At 67.5% G+C, this 19,877-nt stretch carries 14 protein-coding genes; 7 read left to right on the top strand and 7 right to left on the bottom strand.

The window, feature by feature from the left end; genetic code table 11:
* Nucleotides 1-128 precede the first annotated feature (128 nt).
* Nucleotides 129-824 (top strand): hypothetical protein, encoded by a 696-nt coding sequence (locus ASE02_RS15345; protein WP_056735414.1) that lies wholly within the window; start codon nt 129-131, stop codon nt 822-824.
* A gap of 8 nt (nt 825-832) precedes the next feature.
* Here ASE02_RS15345 and ASE02_RS15340 read toward each other — a convergent pair whose 3' ends face one another.
* From ASE02_RS15340 to ASE02_RS15325, 4 genes are all read right to left on the bottom strand, one after another.
* Nucleotides 833-1,459 carry a PEPxxWA-CTERM sorting domain-containing protein gene (locus ASE02_RS15340; RefSeq protein WP_056735413.1) on the bottom strand — a complete coding sequence of 209 codons (627 nt, stop codon included), beginning with the start codon at nt 1,457-1,459 and terminating at the stop codon, nt 833-835.
* A 134-nt stretch (nt 1,460-1,593) separates the two neighbouring features.
* A complete protein-coding gene (locus ASE02_RS15335) occupies nt 1,594-2,724 on the bottom strand; it encodes a glycosyltransferase family 4 protein (RefSeq protein WP_056735412.1) in 1,131 nt (376 codons plus the stop codon).
* Entirely contained in the window at nt 2,721-5,918 is a 3,198-nt protein-coding gene (locus ASE02_RS15330) for a glycoside hydrolase family 99-like domain-containing protein (RefSeq protein WP_056735411.1), read from the bottom strand. The genes ASE02_RS15335 and ASE02_RS15330 overlap by 4 nt, the downstream gene beginning before the upstream one ends.
* A 24-nt stretch (nt 5,919-5,942) precedes the next feature.
* Entirely contained in the window at nt 5,943-6,962 is a 1,020-nt protein-coding gene (locus tag ASE02_RS15325; RefSeq protein ID WP_056735410.1) for a sulfotransferase family protein, read from the bottom strand.
* A 151-nt stretch (nt 6,963-7,113) separates the two neighbouring features.
* Between ASE02_RS15325 and ASE02_RS15320 the strand changes: the two genes are divergently transcribed.
* Genes ASE02_RS15320 through ASE02_RS15310 form a run of 3 tightly spaced genes read left to right on the top strand, consistent with a single transcriptional unit; the run spans nt 7,114 to nt 11,294 of the window.
* Nucleotides 7,114-9,012: a hypothetical protein gene (locus tag ASE02_RS15320; protein ID WP_056735409.1), complete on the top strand. Its 1,899-nt coding sequence runs from the start codon at nt 7,114-7,116 to the stop codon at nt 9,010-9,012.
* Nucleotides 9,009-10,052 (top strand): hypothetical protein, encoded by a 1,044-nt coding sequence (locus ASE02_RS15315; protein WP_056735408.1) that lies wholly within the window; start codon nt 9,009-9,011, stop codon nt 10,050-10,052. Before ASE02_RS15320 ends, ASE02_RS15315 begins: the two co-directional genes overlap by 4 nt.
* Before the next feature lie 57 nt (nt 10,053-10,109).
* Nucleotides 10,110-11,294, top strand: a complete 1,185-nt coding sequence (locus ASE02_RS15310; protein ID WP_056735407.1) for a hypothetical protein — start codon at nt 10,110-10,112, stop codon at nt 11,292-11,294.
* Here ASE02_RS15310 and ASE02_RS15305 read toward each other — a convergent pair.
* Nucleotides 11,276-12,091 (bottom strand): DUF6270 domain-containing protein, encoded by an 816-nt coding sequence (locus ASE02_RS15305; RefSeq protein ID WP_255354052.1) that lies wholly within the window; start codon nt 12,089-12,091, stop codon nt 11,276-11,278. The genes ASE02_RS15310 and ASE02_RS15305 overlap by 19 nt on opposite strands.
* A gap of 161 nt (nt 12,092-12,252) precedes the next feature.
* Here ASE02_RS15305 and ASE02_RS15300 point away from each other — a divergent pair, with 161 nt between their 5' ends.
* The 3 genes from ASE02_RS15300 to ASE02_RS15290 all read left to right on the top strand — a co-directional run bounded on the left by ASE02_RS15300 (nt 12,253) and on the right by ASE02_RS15290 (nt 17,515).
* Complete coding sequence (locus ASE02_RS15300) at nt 12,253-13,980, top strand: type I secretion system permease/ATPase (protein ID WP_200957697.1); 1,728 nt, start codon at nt 12,253-12,255, stop codon at nt 13,978-13,980.
* Nucleotides 13,977-15,347, top strand: coding sequence for an HlyD family type I secretion periplasmic adaptor subunit (locus tag ASE02_RS15295; RefSeq protein ID WP_235536717.1), 1,371 nt, complete (start codon nt 13,977-13,979; stop codon nt 15,345-15,347). Before ASE02_RS15300 ends, ASE02_RS15295 begins: the two co-directional genes overlap by 4 nt.
* A gap of 218 nt (nt 15,348-15,565) precedes the next feature.
* On the top strand, nt 15,566-17,515 hold the full coding sequence (locus ASE02_RS15290; RefSeq protein WP_056735405.1) for a calcium-binding protein: 1,950 nt from the start codon (nt 15,566-15,568) through the stop codon (nt 17,513-17,515).
* 388 nt (nt 17,516-17,903) lie between these two features.
* Here the strand turns inward: ASE02_RS15290 and ASE02_RS15285 are convergent, their stop codons facing one another.
* Together ASE02_RS15285 and ASE02_RS15280 are read right to left on the bottom strand one after the other, a co-directional pair.
* The gene (locus ASE02_RS15285) at nt 17,904-18,956 is read right to left on the bottom strand and encodes a M23 family metallopeptidase (protein ID WP_056735404.1); all 1,053 of its coding nucleotides are present in this window, start codon (nt 18,954-18,956) and stop codon (nt 17,904-17,906) included.
* Nucleotides 18,957-19,011: 55 nt separating this feature from the next.
* A complete protein-coding gene (locus tag ASE02_RS15280; protein ID WP_056735403.1) occupies nt 19,012-19,743 on the bottom strand; it encodes a sulfotransferase domain-containing protein in 732 nt (243 codons plus the stop codon).
* Nucleotides 19,744-19,877 lie beyond the last annotated feature (134 nt).

Below are 19,877 nucleotides of genomic sequence, written 5' to 3'. Positions count from 1 at the left end.
CCGCGTGGCGATAGTGCGGCCTGATCGTAATTTTCGCCACCGCAACCTAGCGGCGGCGCCTTGGCCTATCTATTTGGCTCAAGCGCCCCGGCTTCCGACAGGGCGTTTTGGCTGTCCGGAGCGTACGTATGTCGGTGGACCTGCTTCGCGTGGGCGTTATCTCGTTGCTATTGACGCTCGCGGCCTGCGACGAGCCGGCCCCCTGGGCGCGCGCGGCTGTCCAGCCCGCCCTGACCCAGGTTCCCGGCGCCCCGCGGCCGCAGTCCATCGCGTGGAACGAGGCCAAGGGCGCCTTCGAGATCGCCGGGGTCCCTCTGAAGGCCGGCCGGCTGTGGACGTTCGACGGCTCGACCGAGGGCTTCGTCGTGACCGGCGGCGCGGCCTTGCCGGGCGCGCCCGTGGGGCTGGAGATTTCCAATGACGGCGCCGATCCGGTGCTGCGCTCGCCCATGGGACTGGCGCTCGACGGCGGCCGCTACTCGCTGGTGCTGGTGCGCATGACCCGCACTCGGGCCGGGGCGGCGTGGGACGGCGCGATCTTCTACCGCACGGCCGCCCACGGCGAGTCCGGCGACTTCCAGGCCCGGCCGATCGACGGCGACGATCCGGCGGTCAACGAGACCGTGGTGGTGGTCTACGACATGGCGCGGCTGAAGAAGGGCGGCGATGACTGGAAGACCTCGCTGATCGACCAGATCCGTCTCGACACCGACAATCAGCCCGGTGGCGGCTTCGTGGTCCACCAGATCGCGGTGACCGAGAACCCCGGCCCCGAGGCGCTGATGACGGCGGCGCTCAGCTCCACCGCCATCGCCGCGCGTTAGTCGGTCGATCAGGCCGCGCGGAAGACGGCCGAACGCCGCCGGATCGTGGCGCCGGCCAGGCCAAAGCCCATGATCATCATCGCCCAGGTGGCCGGTTCGGGAACGCCCGAGGCGACGACTTCGCGGTCGAAGACGCGGAACTCGTCCAGCGTGGCGACGCCGGCGGGGGTGAGCGGGCTCAGGTACAGCTGGATATAGCGATACTTCTCGGCGCCGCTGATCTTGAAGCTCTGGGCGGTGAGGGTCTGCCCGCCGTCGACGCTCATCGTGCCGGTCGTGGGCGTGTTGGTCTGGCCGTTGAGGTGCCAGCTGCCCCAGCCGTTGTAGGCGACGGAGTTGCCGGCCAGGAAGCTGAACCCGCCTAGGCCGCTGGTGAACAGGTCGATCCGTCCCAGGTCGTAGGCCTGACCCAGATCGAAGGTCAGCAGTCCGGTGAAGCCAGGCTTGTAGGTTCCAAGTCCGGTGGCGACCGCGCCGGTCTGTTGGTTGACGACGTTGGCGCCGTTGGCGCCGGCCGAGTTCGTATTGCCGATGATCATGCTCGAATTGAGGATGATCTGGGCCGCTGAAGCCGGCGTGGCGGCGAGGGCGGCGGTCAGGATCGCGCCCGCCAGGGCGGTGGATATCTTCTTCATGGTCTAGGCTTTCTGAACAGCGAAGAGCGCCGTCGGCGCCCGGGATAGGCTGCGCAGGTCGCGCGATCGCTCGCGCTGGGCGAGGCGTTTGTGCTCAAGCCCGCCGTTGTCACGACGAAGTGGGCGGCTATCGCCTAGGCGGCGAGTTCTTCCAGCCGCGAGACGTAGCGCAGGCCGATGGCCCGGGCGCTGAAGTGGGTGCGGATATGGCGGCGCGCGCGGGCGCCGAGCGCCCGGGCCCATTCCGGATCGTCCAGCAGGCCGCCGATCAGTTCGACCGCGTGATCCACCGACGGGTCGGCCCAGACCTGGCCCTCGCCGAACAGATAGGCGCCCTCGGCGACCGGAATGATCTCGCAGTCGACCAGCAGGCTGGTCTCCGGGGTCATGAAGTCGAGGTTGCCCGAATAGTTGGTGGCCACCGCCGCGCGGCCCATGATCATCGCCTCGGCCGGTCCGCGCCCGAAGCCTTCGGACCGGTGCAGCGACACGAAGGCGTCGGCGCAGCGCACCAGGTTCTTGATCTCGTTGTCGGAGAGCTGCCGGGTGATCGCCTGGATCTGGCCGCCCATGGCGCGGATCCGCGCCTCCAGCGCCTTGCGGGCCGGATTGCCGTCGTCGCCGCCCTTGTACTTCACCACCGCATGCAGCGGGGCGTGCGGCCGCTGGGCCACCAGCTTCTCGAACGCCTCCAGCATCGCGAAGGGGTTCTTGCGCTCCGAGTAGGAGGAGAAGTCGAAGAAGAACAGGCAGACGAAGGCGTTCTCGGGGATGCCGAAGTGCCGCCGCCCCAGCAGGGACGAGACGGTCAGCTCCACCGCCAGCGGCATGTGCACCACCGGCCGCTTTGTCGTCGGCGCGACAGCCTTGGCGATGAAGTCGGACGGCGCCCAGACCTCGTCGAACCGGTCGAGGATCTTGGCCCAGGGCTCGGGGTACTTCGCCAGCTCCCAGGCCGGATAGATGATGTTGTAGGCCTTCTGGAAGGCGGGGCCGGAGCCCAGGTGCTCCAGCACGCCCATGGCCTGCTCCACCTCGTCGGCGTTGATGCAGAAGAGGTTGGTCTTCTCGCTCAAGGTCGGAACGATGTGGCCCGCGAACTCGCGTTCGAAGTCGGCGTCGTCGCCGCGATGCATGCCGTAGATGTCGATCAGGCCAGGCGTGGTTCCGGCCGCCTTGAAGGCGCGCCAGGCCGAACGCACGTGCTCGGCCATGCCGATGGCCGAGAACGGATGACCGACGAGGACGAGGTCGGAATTGCTCATGACTTGTCCACCAGGTCGGCGTCGGCGGCGTTCTTCACCGCTTCCAGCCAGGCGTGGCCGAAGCGCTGGTCGGGCTCCAGGTGGGCGCCTTCGCCCCACTCGTTCCAGGCGTTGATGAAGACGATGCGCTCCTCGCCGAAGTTCTGGCGGCGGGTGTCTTCGAACATCGCCTGGGTCCAGGCCTGGAAGGCGCCGGGCGTGGCGTGCTGGTAGACCCAGCCGCCGTCCTGGCGCCGCGCGGTGTTGTCCCACGAGGGCATGACCCCCCGGAACCGCTTGTGGCCCGGCGTCGCGGCGGCGAGGTAGTGGCGGACCATCTGGCGATAGTCGTTCACGCGGCCCTCGAAGCGGGCGTTGTAGAGCGGACCTGGCGGGTGGATCAGCGCGCCGGCGCCGGCTGGCGGGAACTCCACCGAAGCGTCGAAGCCCAGGCTCTGCGGATCGACCTTGCCGCCGGCCTTCTCGAAGCTCTCGACGAAGGCCAGGTAGATCTCGCCGACGCCGGCCTCGCGGCAATGCTTGCGCCAGGCGTCGGCCCAGGCCTTGGCGTCGGGCAGCAGGCCCGGCCGATAGATCACCACCAGCGGCTTGCCGTTGATGCGGATGTAGTTGGGCTGGAGCAGATAGGGCTCCATCTCGGCGATGGAGGCTTCCGCGTCGCCCGGCTCATAGGTCTGGGCCAGCAGCACGTCGCGTTCCTGGCCGTCCCAGGTGCGGGTCCAGTTCTCGTTGGCCCAGCACAGGCAGAACGGGAAGTCGCCCTTGGCGCTGTCCAGCAACGGCTCCAGCGGCTTTTCCAGGATCCGCCGCCCGCCGGTGAACCAGTAGAAGTAATGGCAGAAGCCGCCGATCCCGTAGCGGGCGGCCAGTTCGGCTTGCCGCTTCATCGCCTCGGGATTGGACAGGTCGTAGAAGCCGAGATCGGCCGGCACGTGCGGCTGATAGTGGCCGCGATAATTGGGCAGGGCGCGGCTGACATTGGTCCACTCGGTGAAGCCCGGGCCCCACCAGCGATCGTTCTCCGCCACGGTGTGGAACTGCGGCAGGTGGAAGGCGATGGTCCGCACGGTGTTCAGCGCGTCCAGCCGCTCGCTCCAGCGCTCGACAAAGGCCTGCTGGTTCTTGGTCGCCAGCCGCTGCTTGTAGCCGGCGTTGATCGAGTTGGCGGTGATGCTCAGGTGGTGGACGATCTCCGAGGTCGGCTCGTAGATGATCCGCAGGCCGCGCTCGCGCAGCCGGAAGCACAGATCGGCGTCCTCGCAATAGGCCGGGGCGAAGGCGACATCGAAACCGCCCAGTTCGGCGAACACCTCGCGGCGCACCGCCAGGCAGGCGCCCGAGGCGTAGTCGACCTCGCGCCGCACGTTCCAGCGCGGCAGGCTTGGGTCCTCGAACAGGCCGATCATCTCGGCCGTGCCGTCGACGGCGATCCGCGCGCCGGCTTCCTGCAGCCGTCCATCGGGGAACAGCATCTTCGGCGCGGTGGCCCCCACGTCCTTCTCCTGGGCGAAGGGCGCCAGCAGGGCGGGCAGCCAGCCGGCGCGGACCTGGACGTCGTTGTTCAGGAAGATCAGGAACTCGCCCCGCGCGGCCTGCGCCGCCCGGTTGCAGGTGCGGATGAAGTTCAGGTTCTGCGGGTTGGTGATCAGGGTCAGGCCCGCGATCTTGCCCAGCACCGCGCTGGTGGCGTCGGTCGAGGCGTCGTCGATGACGATGATCTCGGCGTCTTGCAGATCGCCGGCCGCCTTCAGCGCCGCAAGACATTCCAGCGTGAAGGTCAGGTTGTTGAAGGCCGGGATGACGATAGAGACGTTCGGCTTGGCCACGGCCTCGAAGGCGAGCCCGCCCGCGGCCTTCTCGATATCGCGCTCTTCAACCTTGATCAGGTCGAGGGGCTTGACCTTCACCCCGCCGATCTCGCGTTCGCGAATGCGCAGCTTGGCGGCGGTCAGGTCGCGATAGGCCTGGTGGCCATAGGCCCCCGGATCCCTGGCGCGGCCGGCGCTGCGCAACTGTTCGAACAGCCCGGCGTCGCCGGAGGTGCGCGTCCCGGCCGGCGTCGGCTCGGGCTTGGGCGTGCGCGACAGCACCCAATGCTCCAGGGACGAGATCGGCTGCTCGGCGGCGTCCGGATGCTCGACCAGATAGCTCAGCTCGTTGAAGTCCGCCGCCGGCGAGACGCCCTCGAAGGCGCCTTCTGTCAGGTAGTGGATCACCGGATGCACGCCTTCCGGCGCCTCGGCCAGCTGCTCCAGATAGAAGGCGGTGTCGAAGTGGATGCTGGGGTCGCGGCGTTCCTCGGCCCCATAGGCCAGGAAGTGGGACAGCGCCGTCGAGCCGAGCGGGGCCGCGTCGCGATAGCGATCCATGTACCAGCCGGCGTCGAACAGAGGGTGCGGGCTGCGGCCCTCGGCGGCGCCGCTGACGGCGTAGTGCAGCAGGGGCGCGGCGTCGGTGTCGACGACGTCGGGATTGGTCGCCAGATACCAGCGGCCCGAGAACAGCGGATGGGGCTCGTAGCCCTTGCGCCAGCCCTCGCGCAGATAGTGGGTCAGCGGGTTCTCGCCTGAGTCGGCGACTTCCTCGGCCTGGCCGACATAGTAGCGCACGTCGAACAGCGGATGCGGATCGAAGCCCTCGATCGCGCCCTTATGGATGAAGTGCTGCAGGGCCGAGAGGCCGGTCGCGGCGATCTTCACCGCGTGGCGGCCGCGGTAGTCCTTCAGATCAAACAGCGGGTGCGGATCGCGGCCTTCCTTGTCGCCGGCCACTAGGTAGTGGGCCAGCGGCGCCCAGCGGGTCCCGGCCAGGTCGTCGTTCTTTTCCAGATACCAGGCCTGGTCGAACAGCGCCTTGGGATTGGCCGAGCCGTCCGGTCCAGCGCGGACGTAAGAGACAAGGCCCCTGACCCCGCCGCCGTCGCGGCCCACGGCTCGGTTCAGTCGGAAGTCCCAGAGGCCCGAGCGGGCGATCAACGCCGCGCGCCCCGGCCATTTGGCACGGGCCAGCATCAGGTCGAAGCGCTGCTCGGAGGGGCCCTTCTCGGATACGCCGACCCGGCGGGCGGCGGCCTTGCGGAAGCGGTTCCAGCGGTCGTCGGCGACCACGCGGCGGGCGCGGTGCAGGTCGCGCCGTTTCGCCAGCAGGCTGTCGGCGAGCAGGTCCTGCTCGGGAGTTTGGGTGTCGTTTGCCAAGGCTCTAAATCTCGGGGGCGCTGATTAGCGGCCGTCCAGGGCCGTGTCGACCACGGCCTCGATACGCGCGCGTTCCTGACGCAGGAGCGCGAGCTCGCTTTCCAGGGCCGCCATCCGCTTGCGTTCGACCTCGGCGAGCTGGCGCTCATAGAGGAGTTCGGCGCGCGTGGTGTCGAGCGTGCTGGTCACGGGGGAGACGAAGACGCCCATCTGGGCCTTCATCTCGGCGATCTTGGCGGCGGCGCGATCTAGCACCGCCCGGTCAGGCGATTGGCCGGCGGCCGAGGCCGTGAACCAGTCCAGGACGCCCTGCGCCAGCGCCCCGACCAGCGGAACCGAGGCGAGATCGCCCTCGCCGTCGTTGTGGCGCAGGTCCTTGGTCAGGAACCCGTCGATCTTTTCGGCCGCCCGCTCGCTCATGCGCGGCAGCGGCGCGCCGTGGGCCTTCTCGATGGCGGCGACTTGCCCGCGCCAATCGGTCAGCAGCCCGTCATAGGAGACAAAGGCCCGGGGCAGGTCGCGGGTGTGGGCCTCGGCGGCCAGCATGTAGACCGTCCAGAGCAGGACGGATTTTTCGACCGGGAAGGCGTCGCGGCGCGACAGCGATCCGGCGACCGCCAGCGGGCTGCGCACCGGGATCACCACGCGGGCCTTCATCTGGGCGGCCTCCAGCACCTCGCGCCACAGGGGCAGCAGCACCGAGACGCGGGGATCTTTCAGCAGCGGATGCAGCGCCTCGCCGAACTCGGCGCGGAACAGCGCCACCGCGCGCTCGCGCCAGGCGGCTTCGTCGTCGGCCGCCAGCGGGGCGTAGGGCAGGTTGAAGGGGTCGTCCCAGGCGGTCCCGGCGGCGCGCAGGCGCTGGTCGTTGAAGACCGAGATCTTCCAGGGCTCGAAGTAGCCCTTGGCGTTGTGCTCGTCGCCCGGCATCACGTTGTCAGGCAGTTCGGCGCCCGCCAGGGCCAGCAGCTGAGCCGTCGCCGAGGTGCCGGACCGGTGCATGCCCAGCACGAGGTAGGCTGATCGCTCGGAGGTGGTTTGCATCTTCGCTGCTCTCGCCGTCCCGCCCCCGCGGCCCATCCGCGTCCCGCTGTATGGCTGCTCGCGCCCTGCCGCAAGGGCGGCGCCATTGATTGGACGGTTCTTCTGTAGCACACCACGCCACGGGCTTGGCGTCGCACGGGAATATCGCAACATGGCCGCCGTGGCCTCACCAGATCGCCTGAATTACGTGCTGGCCCTCGCGGTCGACGCCGATTTCTACAGGCGAACCAATCCGGGCCTCGGCCTGGCCGACATCGATCCTGTCCTGCATTACGCCGAGACGGGCTGGCGCGAAGGCCGCGATCCGGCGCCCTGGTTCTCGACCTGCGACTATCTGGCGCTGAACCCCGATGTCGCCGCCGCCGAGGTCAATCCGCTCGTTCACTACCTGACGACGGGCGCCCGCGAGGGCCGCGAGATCCTCGCCTCCATCCACGCCGCGGCCTACCACGCGATGACCGACACTGAGCGCCGCGCCATCGAGGCTGGGGTGATCAGCCACAAGGATCGCCTGGAGGCGGCGGAAGCCTTCGATCCGAAATTCTATCTCGCCATGAACCACGACGTCGCCGCCTCCGGCGCCGATCCGCTGGAGCACTTCCTCAGCCACGGCTGGCGTGAAGGCCGCGATCCCAGCAACGACTTCTCGGTCGCCGATTATCTGGAGCTGAACCCGGACGTGGCGGCCAGCGGCGTCCATCCGTTCCTGCACTATGTGCAAACCGGTCGCGGCGAAGGTCGCCAGGCCAAGGCCAGGCTCGGCTTCCGGCACGATGTGCTGGCGACCCTGAAACCGTTCGAGGCCCGCCTGGCCGACTCCACCGCCTGGGCCCGGCCGGTCGAGGCGCTGGCCGCCGACCGGCTGATCGCGGCGATGGCCCAGGCGCGTCCGCGCGGTCTGCACGTGACCTTCAGCCAGGACGACTACAGCCGCTCGGTCGGCGGCTCGCAGCTCTGCGTGCAGCGCGAGGCGGCCGAGTTCGCCGTGCTGGGACGCAATCACTTGCATGTCCACCCGGCCAACGGCTGGCCGACCGTGCGCAGCGGCCCGACGCAGACGCCGATGGGCGTGCTGTGGAACGGCGAAAGCGTCGGGGTCTTCACCCCCGCCGCCATCGTCGAGGCGCTGAAGGCGTTCGAACTGTCGCGTGAGGCCCCGCGCAGCTTTGCGATCCACAACATGCTCGGCCATTCCAGCCGCGACGTGATCGACATCGTCCGCGCCGCCGGCATGAACGCCGGCTTCTTCTGGCTGCACGACATGGGCAGCCTCTGCGCCGGCATCCACCTGCTCCGCAACGACGTCGAGAACTGCGGCGCGCCGCCGGCCGGCAGCCCGGCCTGCTCGATCTGCGTCTATGGCGACTGGCGCCAGGCCCAGGTGCGCGAGCACCAACTGCTGTTCGACCGCCTGGAGCTGACGCTGGCCGCGCCGTCGGCTGTGGCCCTGGGGGCCTGGCGCGCCGGCGGCTCGCTGGACGCTCAGGCGCAGGTGGTGTTGCCGCACGCCGGGCTTGTTCCGGCCGTTCGGGCCAGGCCGCAGGCCGCGCCGGACGCCCCGTTCCGCTTTGCCTTCCCCGGCACGCCGTCGGTCCACAAGGGCTGGCCGATCTTCCGCGACCTGGCGGCCCGGTTCGCCCACGATCCACGCTACGCCTTCATCCATCTGGCCAGCACGCCGGTGGCCGGATCGCTGGCCCAGCACCACGCCGTGACCGTCACCGCCGAGCGGCCCTTCGCCATGCGTGAGGCGATGGAGGAGCTTTCCATCGACGCGGCCATGGTCTGGTCGTTGTGCCTGGAGACCTTCTCGTTCGTGGCCTATGAGGCGGCCTCGGCCGGGGCGGCGGTGGTGACCGGTCCCGACAGCGGCAATGTCGCGGTGTTCGCGGCCGACGATGAACATGGCGTCGTCCTGCCCGACGAGCACCAGTTGCAGGCCTGGTTCGAGAGCGGCGAAATCCTGAAGCTGGCGCGCGCGCGCCGGAACCCGAAGACCTACGACCTGAGCTTCAGCAAACTCACGGCCGAACTTGTGGAGGCCGCGTGAAGGTCACCTGCTTTTCCAGTTTCACCTTCGCCTATCTGAACCGGGCGCGGGTGCTCTATTCCACCCTGCGCAAGTTCCACCCGGACTGGAATCTCGTCGCCCTGATCACTGACGAGCCGCCAGCCGGCTTCCGCTTCGATCCGGCCAACGAGCCGTTCGACCAGGTGGTCTACGCCCAGGATCTCGGCATCCCCGATTTCAAGGCCTGGCTGTTCAAGCACGACGTGGTCGAGGTCTGCACCGCGGTGAAAGGCCCGTTCCTGCATCAGGCCTGCGCCTCGGACGCCGAGGCGGTGATCTATCTCGACCCTGACACCGCGCTGTTCTCCAGCCTGTCGCCGTTGTTGGGTCTGCTGGAAGCGGACGACATCCTGCTGACCCCGCACTTGGTCGACGCCAACACCGAGCGCCAGGCGATCTTCGACAACGACCTGTCGGCGTCGCGGACCGGCATCTTCAACCTCGGTTTCGTCGCGGTGAAGGCGGGCGGGGAGGGCGCGCGCTTCGGCCAGTGGTGGAACGATCGGCTGCTGGAGTACTGCTACGACGACATGCCCCAGGGCCTGTTCGTGGACCAGAAGTGGTGCGACCACGTCCCGGCCCTGTTCAACAAGGTCAAGGTGGTCCGCGACCCGGGCTACAATGTCGCCAGCTGGAACCTCAGCCGGCGCGAGGTCGCCATCGGCCAGGACGGGGCCATCACGGTCAACGGCTCGCCGCTGCGCTTCTGGCACTTCACCAAGCTCGGCCCCACCGGCGATGCGATGACCAAGCGCTACGCCGGCGACAACCACGCGGTCTACGAGATCTGGCGCTGGTACAAGGAACAGGTGAGCGCGGCGAGCGAGCCCGCGATCCCTGAGCGCTACTGGGCCTACGGCGTCTATGGCGACGGCACGCCCATCGCCAAGGCCCATCGGCTGATCTGGCGCGACCGCGCCGACCTGCGCCAGCGCTTCCCCGATCCTTTCTGCGTGGAGGGCGGCGGCTACCTCGGCTGGCTGATGGACGAGGGGCTGACCGAGCGTCCGGCGGCTTGACACCGCCCGGGCCGCGCCCGACACGAGGGGCGTGAAATCACGGAGGGCCCGGCCATCATGGCGGCCGACAACGTCGATCTGGTCGGCAAGCTCGAAGTTCTCGCGCGGCGCTATGGCGCGGCGCGGGGAGCGTTCCAGCGGGCGGAGGTCGATGAGGCCCTGAGCCGGACCCGGCTGGGCGTGGCCCTGGCCGACGCCCTGCGCGCGCGCGCCGATGTCGAGCGTGAGGCGCGCGAGATCGCGCTCACCGGCTATCGCGTCACGGCGGCCAGGTTCATGCGTCCCCGGCGGCGCAACCGCGTGGCCCGGCTGATCGACCGTGGCCTGGACATGCTGCGCTCCTGCGGCCGCGCCCTGGTGATCGCACGGTCCGGCGTCTGGGAGACTGGCGGCCTGCGCGCCATGGCCGCCTATGCGCGGCGCGGCGCCGACCCCGCGGTGCAGCCGGCGGCGCTGTTCGACCAGGCCTGGTACCTCAAGGGCCGTCCCGATCTGGCCGGATCGCGGGCCAGTCCGCTGGTCCACTATCTGCTGCATGGCGGCGCGGAAGGGGCGAGCCCGCATCCGCTGTTCGACTCCGAATTCTACGCCGGCCATAGCGCCGCTGAGCTCGCCGCCGGCGGCCTCACCCCGCTGGAGCACTTCATCCGGGTGGGCGCCGCCCAGGGCCGCGATCCGCACCCGCTGTTCAGCATCGAGCACTATGTCCGCCAGGCGCCCGACCTGATCGCCTCGGGCTCGGACCCGGTCACCCACTACCTGCAGACCGGTTGGCGGCGGGGGCTGAGCCCGCACCCGCTGTTCGCGGCGGATTTCTACGGCGCCCAGGCGCCGGCGGCCGACATCGCGCCGCTGGTCCACTACCTGACCACGGGCGCGGCGGCCGGGCTCAAGCCGCACCCGCTGTTCGATCCCGACTGGTATCGCGGCCAATATCAAGACGTGGTCGACGGTGGCTTCGAACCCTTGAGCCATTACGTCGCTTCGGGCGGGGCTGAGGGACGCCATCCCAGCCCGTGGTTCGATGCGGCGCGCTACATCACGCTACGCGGCGGCGATCTCGCGCCCGGCCGCAATCCGTTGGTCGACTACCTGCAGGGCGGCGCCTGGAGCATCGGCGAGCCGTGGCCGGGAAAGACCACGACGGCCTTCCTGGCCTCAGCCTCGGACCTCGCCGTCAGCGGGATGACGCCGCTGGAGCACTGGGCCCGCCGCGGAGAGCTTCAGACGCCCAGCGCCTGAAGGCCGCGCCACACCTCGCGGTAGTAGTCGTCGACATAGTGGAAGGGGCTCAGGCCCCAGCGATGGCGGCAATCGGCCAGATGCAGCTCCGGCGGCGCGGCCACCCTGGCGGCGTCCGGGACGCGCTGGAGGAAGGCCGGCTGGTAGAGATCCAGCATGGCGTTGTGGTCGGCGATCACGGCCGGCTTGCCCTGGAAGATCTCCACCTCGTCGGCGAAGGCCTGCGTCCGCCCTGCCTCGTCGAGATAGTGCGTCGCCCAGCGGGCCTCATGGACGATCAAGGTCGCATCCCGCAGCGGGGTGGCCTGGAGGAAGGCCGCCATCTCGTCGGCCGCCTGCAGCCACAGCAGGTCGCAGGCCGGCGACGTCCGGCCGATCGTCCGGGCGCCGTCGAAGGCCGGCTGCTCCAGGTATCCGCTGACATCCAGCTCCCAGCTGTGGGTGACGATCGTGTCGCCGACCGCCAGCAGGTCGAGGCGCTCGTCGATGAAGTCGAAGATGATGTGGCTGGGCTGATGGGCGACCAGGGCGGCCAGGGCGCGCTTCTTCAGATCGTTGACCATCGCCCGGTGTGGAAACGCGCCCAGGCTGGGCGGCGGCTCCTCGCCTGGCTGTACGCCGTCCAGCGGCCTGGCGAACAGGCTAGGCAGGCTGGTCCGCGAAATATAGAGCAGGTCGGAGGGCTCGGCGCCCACGATCGGCCACAAGTCTCTGGTTATGCAGCTGCCGATAATGGCGACCTTGGACAAGACGGGTTCCTTGCGGCACGGATCAGGTAGGCTGTCGATGTCTAACACGCGGCGCGCGAATCGGCGCGCTTGCGTGCGCCATTGACATCGTTAAGAGGCCCGATCATGTCTCGCGCGTTTTCGGCGGACATCGCCTCTGACTTCGAGCAGCAACATCGGCGGCGGTCGCTAGGCAGTCGCTATCGAGCATCCACGGAACAGTGCGGCGCATGAAGATCTTTAATCCGCTTGCGGATCAGCCCGACAATCCGCTGACTCGCGCGATCAAGGAGGGGTACACGCCCCTGGCCTTCGCGGGTCTGTTCAGCCTGGTCTCGAACCTGCTGTACCTGGCGTTGCCGATCTACACCTTCCAGATCTACGGCCGGGTTATGACCAGCTACAGCGTGCCGACGCTGCTGGTGATCACCTTCGGGGTGTTGCTCGCCTTCGTCATTTCCGGCGTGATCGACGACTACCGGGCCAAGGTCCTGGTGAACTTCGGCGTGGTCATGGACCAGCGGGTTTCCGGGCGGGTGTTCTCGGCTCTGTTCGACAGCGTCATCCGCGGCAACCCTGCGGCGCGTTCGCAGGCGCTGCGCGACCTGGACGGCTTCCGCCAGATGCTGACCGGGCCGGCCTTCGGCACCTTCTTCGACCTGCCCTGGATGCCGGTCTTCATGGCCGTGCTGTTCGTCATCGATCCGATCATCGGCCTCGTCACCGTCGTCGGCGCCGGCCTGCTGTTTGGGATCGCCATGATCCAGGACCGTGCGACGCGGCCCCCGCTCCAGGAGGCCAACGAGGCGGCGCTCCGCAGCTACGCCTTCACCGATGCGGCGCTCCGCAACGGTGAAGTGGTTCGCGCGATGGGGATGATCGAGCCGCTCGGCGCCCGCTGGGCCACCTTCCGCTCGATCACCATGGAGCGCAGCGCCGCGGCCAGCGAACGCGCCAGCGTGCTCAGCAACATCAGCAAGTTCACCCGCCAGGGCATCCAGGTGTTGATCATCGCGATCGGCGCCTACCTGGTGGTGAAGGGCAAGATCCACTCCGGCCTGCTGTTCGCCAACATGATCCTGGCGGCGCGCGCGCTGCAGCCGATCGAACGGCTCGTCAGCTCCTGGGACTCGCTGACCAACGGCTATCGCGCCTATGAGCGCCTGAATTCGCTCTTCGCCGACTACAAGCCCGCCAAGGCGCTGACCACCCTGCCCAAGCCGCTCGGCCAGCTCTCCGTCGAGGGTGTGAACTTTGCGCCGGTCGGCGCCACCCGGTTCGTGCTGCAAGGCATCAGCCTGAAGATCGAGCCGGGCGAGATGCTTGGCGTCATCGGTCCGTCCGGCGCCGGCAAGTCCTCGCTGGCCCGGCTAATGGTCGGCATCTGGCAGCCCAACAACGGCCACGTCCGCCTCGACGGGGCCGATGTCTACAGCTGGGATCGCAGCGATTTCGGCCGCCATGTCGGCTATCTGCCGCAGGACACCGAACTGTTCTCCGGCAGCATCCGTGACAACATCGCCCGGTTCCGCTCCGACGTGGACGACGAGCAGGTGGTTCGCGCCGCCCAGGTCGCCGGCGTGCACCAGCTGATCCTGCGCCTGCCCAACGGCTACGACACCGAGCTTGGCGAGACCGGCCACGTGCTTTCCGCCGGACAGCGACAGCGGGTCGGCCTGGCGCGCGCCCTGCTGGGCGCCCCGCGGCTGCTGGTGCTCGACGAACCGAACGCGGCCCTGGACGCCGAGGGCGAAGAGGCCCTGGTCACGGCGCTGGACGCCCTGAAGGCCGGCGGTTCGACCATCGTCATCGTCTCCCACAAGCCGAGCGTCTTCCGGTCGGCCGACAAGATGCTGATGCTGCGCGACGGCCGGATCGAGATGTTCGGGCCGCGTGAACAGGTCATGGCCCGGGTCGTTCAACCCGCCACTCCGCGCGTGATCGAGGCCGGCCGATGAAACTGGATTTCAAAGCCCCCAAGCCCTACGAGTCGCCGACCTTTGGCGAGAAGGACCTGGTTCCGCTCGACGGAACCATGGACCGTCGCATCAAGCGGCCGATCATTATCGGCACCGCCGTGGTCGGCGTCTTCGTGGTCGGCCTGACGCTGTTCGCTGCGGTCGCCAGGATCGACAGCGCCGTCGTCGCGCCGGGCATGGTGCGGGTTGAAGACAACCGCAAGACGATTCGCCACCGTGAAGGCGGCACCGTCAGGACGATCCAGGTCCGCGAGGGGCAGCACGTCCGCCTGAACCAGGTGCTGCTGACCTTCGACGAGGTTCAGTCCAAGGCCATGACCGACGTCCTGCAGAGCCAGTACGACGTGTTCCTGGCGCAGGTCTCCAGGTTCCAGGCCGAGGCGACGGGCCAGAAGGCGATGGTGTTCCCGGCTGAGCTGACGGCGCGCGTGAACGATCCTCGGGTGGCGGGCGTCCTTCGCGACCAGGAGTTGTTGTTCTCCTCGCGCCTCCAGTTCTTCGACGGGCAGAGCGCGGTTCTCGCCCAGAAGCTTCAGCAGCTGGAAACCCAGATCAGCGGGGTTCAAGCCCAGGTCGACGCGGTGAAGGAATCCGACGCCCTGACCCGCGAAGAGCTGGCCGGTTATCAGACCCTCTATGAAAAGGGCTACGCGCCCAAGACCTTGATCCTGCGCTACAAGCGCACCCTGGCCGATCTCGCCGGGCGCCGGGGGCAACTGGTCGCCGAGATCACCCGCCTGCATGAGCAGATCGGCGAGACGCGCCTGCAGATCGCGACGCTTCGGGAGCAACGCATCAGCCAGGCCGCCGAAGGGCTGCGCCAGATGCAGAGCGGCTTGGCCGAGGTCACGCCGAAACTTACGGCTGCGAGCCAGACGCTGAGATCGGCCACGGTCAGGTCGCCGGCCGACGGCTACGTGCTTGACCTGACCCAGTTCACGATCGGCGGCATCGTGGCTCCCGGCGAGCGGCTGATGAGCGTGGTTCCGGCCAACGCCCCGTTGATCGTCACCGCCCGAATCAGGCCCCAGGATATCGACAGCGTCCATGATGGGATGAGGGCGCGGGTGCGCCTTTCGGCGCTCAATTCGCGGACCGTGCCGCCGGTCAACGCCGAAGTGGTCACGGTCTCGGCCGACCAGCTCGTCGACGAGAAGACCGGGGTGGGCTACTTCCGCGCTGATCTGCGCATCCCGCCGCCCGAGCTCGCCAAGCTCCCCAAGGGCTCGAAACTGAGCCCTGGCATGCCGGCGGAGGCGATGATCGTAACCGGACGGCGTTCGATTCTGTCCTACATCGTCAGTCCCTTGACCGATACCGTTCGCGACGCGCTGCGCGAAGACTAGATTAACGATTTTCTTACCCTTCAAACCTCCGCGCCAGCCCGTCTTTCCTGCCTTTTTTGCTGTTGCGCATTATCGGCGGTTCCGATACGTCTTCCTCGGGCTCGTTTAACCTTCGCCACGACCCTGTGGTGGTGAGGGATAGGACCGCTGGGACCGCTCCATTGGAAAATGGTGGCCAGGCGTTTCGGGGGTCCATGTGACACAGACTGGAGAGAAACATGGCTAGTTTATATTTTGACACCGTCACCGCGGCGCAGGCGCTTGCCTTCACCGGTGCCGACCAACTGATCTTCACGGCTGCCGGGGCGACTGCCTCTGCGGTCACCACGACGATCAACCCCGCGACCGTGTCGCAGCCGCAAGAAACCGTCTCCATGACGTTCGGCGGCAAGACCGTCGTGTTCGGCGCTGGCATTCTCGGCGCCACCAACACGGCCTTCCCCGATCAATCGAAGCTGTTCGTCGGCACCGCTGGTAACGACGCCGGCATCGTTGGGTCGGATGCTGCTGACGTGCTCATGGGCAACGACGGCGCGGACAACCTCACGGGCGGCAAGGGCAACGATTACCTGCACGGCAACAAGGGTAACGACACCCTCGATGGTGGCGACGGCAATGACACCCTGCTGGGCGGACAAAACGACGACGTCATCAGCGATGTCGGCGGCTCCAACTACATCCATGGCAACATGGGTAACGACAGCATTACTGCCGGTTCGTCCGCCGAACTGATCTATGGCGGCGCGGGCAACGACACCATCCTGGCCGGTTCTGGCGACGATATCGTTTATGCTGACAAGGATAACGACAGCGTCGACGGCGGTTCGGGCAACGACGTGATCTATGGCGGTCAAGGCAACGACACTGTCGACGGCAACGCCGGTAACGACAGCATCGACGGCGGCGACGGCGCCGACAGCCTCGTGGGCGGCGCTGGAAACGACACCATCGTTGGCGGCGAGGGTTCGGACAACGATACGATCACCGGCGGTCTCGGCGACGACTGGCTGCACGGCAACCAGGGCGACGACAACCTGAACGGCGGCGATGGCAACGACACCATTTCCGGCGGCCAAGGCGTCGATACCATCGTGACCGGCGACGGTGTGAACTGGGCCCATGGTAACATGGGCAACGACAACATCACCGGTGGCACCGCCAGCGACACTCTGCTGGGCGGTCAAGGTAACGACACCATCACTGACGCCAATGGCGGCGCCAACTACATCAGCGGTGACCTCGGCAACGACAGCCTGACTGGTGGTTCGGGTAACGACGCGATCTACGGTGGCGAAGGCAACGACACCCTGGTTGGGGCTGCTGGCGACAACACCCTCGACGGCGGCGCTGGCGACGACAACATCTCTGCCACTACCGGCAACAACACCGTGGTTGATAGCGCGGGCGCCAACACCATCAACGTGCTCGGCGCTGGCAACAACACGGTCACCGGCGGCTCGGATGTTGACACGATCACCGTTGGCGACGGTAAGAACGTCGTCGACGGCGGCGCTGGTAATGACGTGATCGGCGCCGGCAGCGGCGCGAACACCATCTTTGGTGGCGCTGGCAACGACGGTATCACCACCGGCAACGGCAACGACACCATCGATGGCGGTGACGGCAACGACACCATTGGTGCTGCTGATGGTGCCAACTCCGTCATCGGCGGCGCTGGTAACGACCAGATCACCACCGGTGCCGGCAACGACACCATCTCTGGCGGTGACGGCAACGACACCCTGGTCGGTGGCGCTGGCAATGACGTGATCGGCGGCGGTCCGGGTGATGACATCATCACCGGCGGCCTTGGCGTTGACACGCTGACGGGCGGTCTCGGTAACGACACCTTCGTGTTCGGTAGCGCGTCGGACTCGGGCCTGGCCCTTGGTTCGGTCGACCAGATCAATGGCTGGGAAGCTGGCGACAAGCTGGACTTCGGCGTCCAGGGCACGAACGTCAACTACACGGAAATCTCGTCGGCGACCTACGCCAGCGCGCTGACCGATGCGAACCTCCAGATCGCGGCTGGTCGTGAGATTGTCGCGGTTCAGGTTGGCGGTGACGTGGTTGTCTTCGTGGATATGGGTAGCGGGGCAGCTGATACGTCCATTGCTCTCGTTGGCGCGAACCTCAGCACGATCGACTTTGGTAACTTCGTCCCCTAAGGTCTTCGGACATTAGGTGATTAGGGCCGCCCTTCGGGGCGGCCCTTTTTATTTGGGCTTTGACCTAGCCGGGGCGGCGAGCACACGCTCCTGCGATGGCCCAGGCCCTGACGGGCAAGGTCCGCCCATGCAAAAACGAACCCGCGCGGGCGTGTCCGGCGATCTCAAGTCAGATGTGATTTTGGGGTGCTGAACGATAATCGGGCGGCGAAGCCGCGAGCTTCGCCGCCCGATCGAAGCGACACAGCCATGGAGAGCAAGGCTGAAATGAAACTGTAGCCGATTGGGAGTTTCGGTCAAAGAAACTCTCGCCCAAACTGGGGGCGCTAACGGTTTTGTGAGGTCAAGCTTTGGGGCCGCTATCCCTTTTTGCGTAACGGCTTGCGGGCTAGAGGGTGATTGAGAAAGTCCGCGTGACCACAGCCTCTCCGGCCCGTCGAACGGTGTAGGTCGCGGAGTAGGCGCCTGGCGCCCATTTCCCCTGCGACGCGCGCTTGCCGGTGAACATCATGTACTGGGCCTTGGCGCGATCCAGCGCCGGTTGGTAGCCTTGGGCCACGACAGATCCGTCGGGTCCCTTCACCACTAACTCCTGCACGTCGCCGCCCTGCAGATTGATGGCGCGGACATAGGCGATCAATGCTGTGGACGTCGTGGTCGGCCCGGCGATCCCGCCAGCCTCGATCGTTTCCATGGTCACGGGAGCGGCGGCGAACCCTGCATTCAGCACCGCTCCGGGCTTGTAGGCCATGGCGCTCGCCGCGTCTGGCCGCCAGAGGCCGTCGCCCGCGCCTCTCGCTGCGCAGGCCCCGGCCGCCAGGTTCGGGGCGAAGGCGTCGACCGTGGTTCCAGCTCGGCGCGTCGTAATGTGCAGATGCGGATACTCGGTATTGCCCGAGAGCCCGACACGGGCGATCGGCTGGCCAGTTGTCGTCGTGTCGCCGACCTTCACCACCACGCTGCCATTGGCTAGGTGGCAGTACTGGGTCTCCCAGCCGCCGCCGTGGTCGATCACCACCCCGTTGCCGCATTCCTGGCCGGAAACCGCGGCGGACCCTACGGTCTTGACGGAGATGTCGGCCACGCCGTCCCGTAGGCGTGACACCCGTCCAGGAGCCGCGGCCAGCACGTTCACGCCGGCCTGCTGAGCCGCCATGTCCAGCAGGCGGATATCGACGCCGCCATGGCTCTCATAGGTCTCGGTTCCGCAGCGATAGTCCTTCGCCCCCGGACCAGGGTCGCGGTCCATATAGTTCTGCACCTCGCAGGTCTTGCCGATCTGGCAGTCGACCGGAAAGGCGAGTGCGAGGCCCGCGGCGGTCGAAGCGGCGGCCGGCGTCCTTGCCGGCGGGGCGGGCGCTCTCGAAGCTTGGGCGCTGGAATCGGCGGCGGGCGCGCATCCTGCGATCAGGCCAACGAGAACCAATGGGGCGAATTTCATCGAGAGCTCCTTACGCGCCAATCCTGCTCAAAACGGTCGCCGGAAATGTGGCCGATCACCAGAAGGCTATGCCGGTGAGCGCCTTGAGGCGCGCCATATCCCGCTCATAGAGGCCCCGCAGAAACCCAATGTCCGCCGCATCGAGATCACCGCCGACATCGCGGCCGACATGGACATCACGATGCTCGACCGCGCCGCGCCTGGGAACGTCCAGGAAGTCGCTGACCCTCCCGAGCGCGCCGCTGGGATCGTCACGCAGAGCGTCGGCCTTCAGGATCAGCACCTGCTCGCGTGGGAAGAGTGCGAAGAGCCGCTCGATCTGCTCGCCATAGAAGCCGCGTTCCACATAGGAGAATTCGCGGTGCACGCCCCAGGGCTTCGCCTCGAACAGCCGCTGGCGGCCTTGCCGGATGCACCACGAGAACGGCCCCGTCTCCACGCCGCGTGAATACTCCATCCGCCAGTGGGACCAGGCGCGTTCCACCGGATCACGCAGCATGACGATCAACCGGACGTCGGGATTGTAGGCCGCGATCCGCTTGAGGCTCCCTGGCCAATAGAGATAGATCGGCGTCGCCTCGCCGCGAATCGCTGGGCCGTCGGCCGCGAACTGCGCGTGATAGGGGCCATAGTCCGGCGCGGACCAGTTCACGCTCTCGTCGTCGAAGAAGTGAACTTCCTTGATCTTCGACAAGCTGAGCGCCGGATCATCGGCCAGATAGTCGTAGAGCGCCGTCGTGCCGGCCTTCTGCGCCCCTGCGACAATGAAATTCACCAGCGGCTGCACCGCGCCCGCTCCATTTTCTGGTGGCTTTACGGCGCCTGGCCGCTTTGCCCACTGGATACGGCTTCATCGCGCAAACAACACGCGATAATAGAGAGGCCAATTCGTCGGCGGGGGCGAGGCGAACGCCGCACCCC

Origin of the sequence: Phenylobacterium sp. Root700 (assembly GCF_001429025.1) — a bacterium.
Taxonomy (GTDB): domain Bacteria; phylum Pseudomonadota; class Alphaproteobacteria; order Caulobacterales; family Caulobacteraceae; genus Phenylobacterium.
Note: the sequence above shows the minus strand (reverse complement) of the source record. Positions and strands in the feature narration are given on the sequence as shown.

What these genes read in the sequence shown, in the direction of transcription:
- ASE02_RS15345 (WP_056735414.1), top strand. Translation starts at nt 129, where the DNA reads ATGTCGGTGGACCTGCTTCGCGTGGGCGTTATCTCGTTGCTATTGACG.
- ASE02_RS15340 (WP_056735413.1), bottom strand. Translation starts at nt 1,459, where the DNA reads ATGAAGAAGATATCCACCGCCCTGGCGGGCGCGATCCTGACCGCCGCC.
- ASE02_RS15335 (WP_056735412.1), bottom strand. Translation starts at nt 2,724, where the DNA reads ATGAGCAATTCCGACCTCGTCCTCGTCGGTCATCCGTTCTCGGCCATC.
- ASE02_RS15325 (WP_056735410.1), bottom strand. Translation starts at nt 6,962, where the DNA reads ATGCAAACCACCTCCGAGCGATCAGCCTACCTCGTGCTGGGCATGCAC.
- ASE02_RS15320 (WP_056735409.1), top strand. Translation starts at nt 7,114, where the DNA reads ATGGCCGCCGTGGCCTCACCAGATCGCCTGAATTACGTGCTGGCCCTC.
- ASE02_RS15310 (WP_056735407.1), top strand. Translation starts at nt 10,110, where the DNA reads ATGGCGGCCGACAACGTCGATCTGGTCGGCAAGCTCGAAGTTCTCGCG.
- ASE02_RS15300 (WP_200957697.1), top strand. Translation starts at nt 12,253, where the DNA reads ATGAAGATCTTTAATCCGCTTGCGGATCAGCCCGACAATCCGCTGACT.
- ASE02_RS15295 (WP_235536717.1), top strand. Translation starts at nt 13,977, where the DNA reads ATGAAACTGGATTTCAAAGCCCCCAAGCCCTACGAGTCGCCGACCTTT.
- ASE02_RS15290 (WP_056735405.1), top strand. Translation starts at nt 15,566, where the DNA reads ATGGCTAGTTTATATTTTGACACCGTCACCGCGGCGCAGGCGCTTGCC.
- ASE02_RS15285 (WP_056735404.1), bottom strand. Translation starts at nt 18,956, where the DNA reads ATGAAATTCGCCCCATTGGTTCTCGTTGGCCTGATCGCAGGATGCGCG.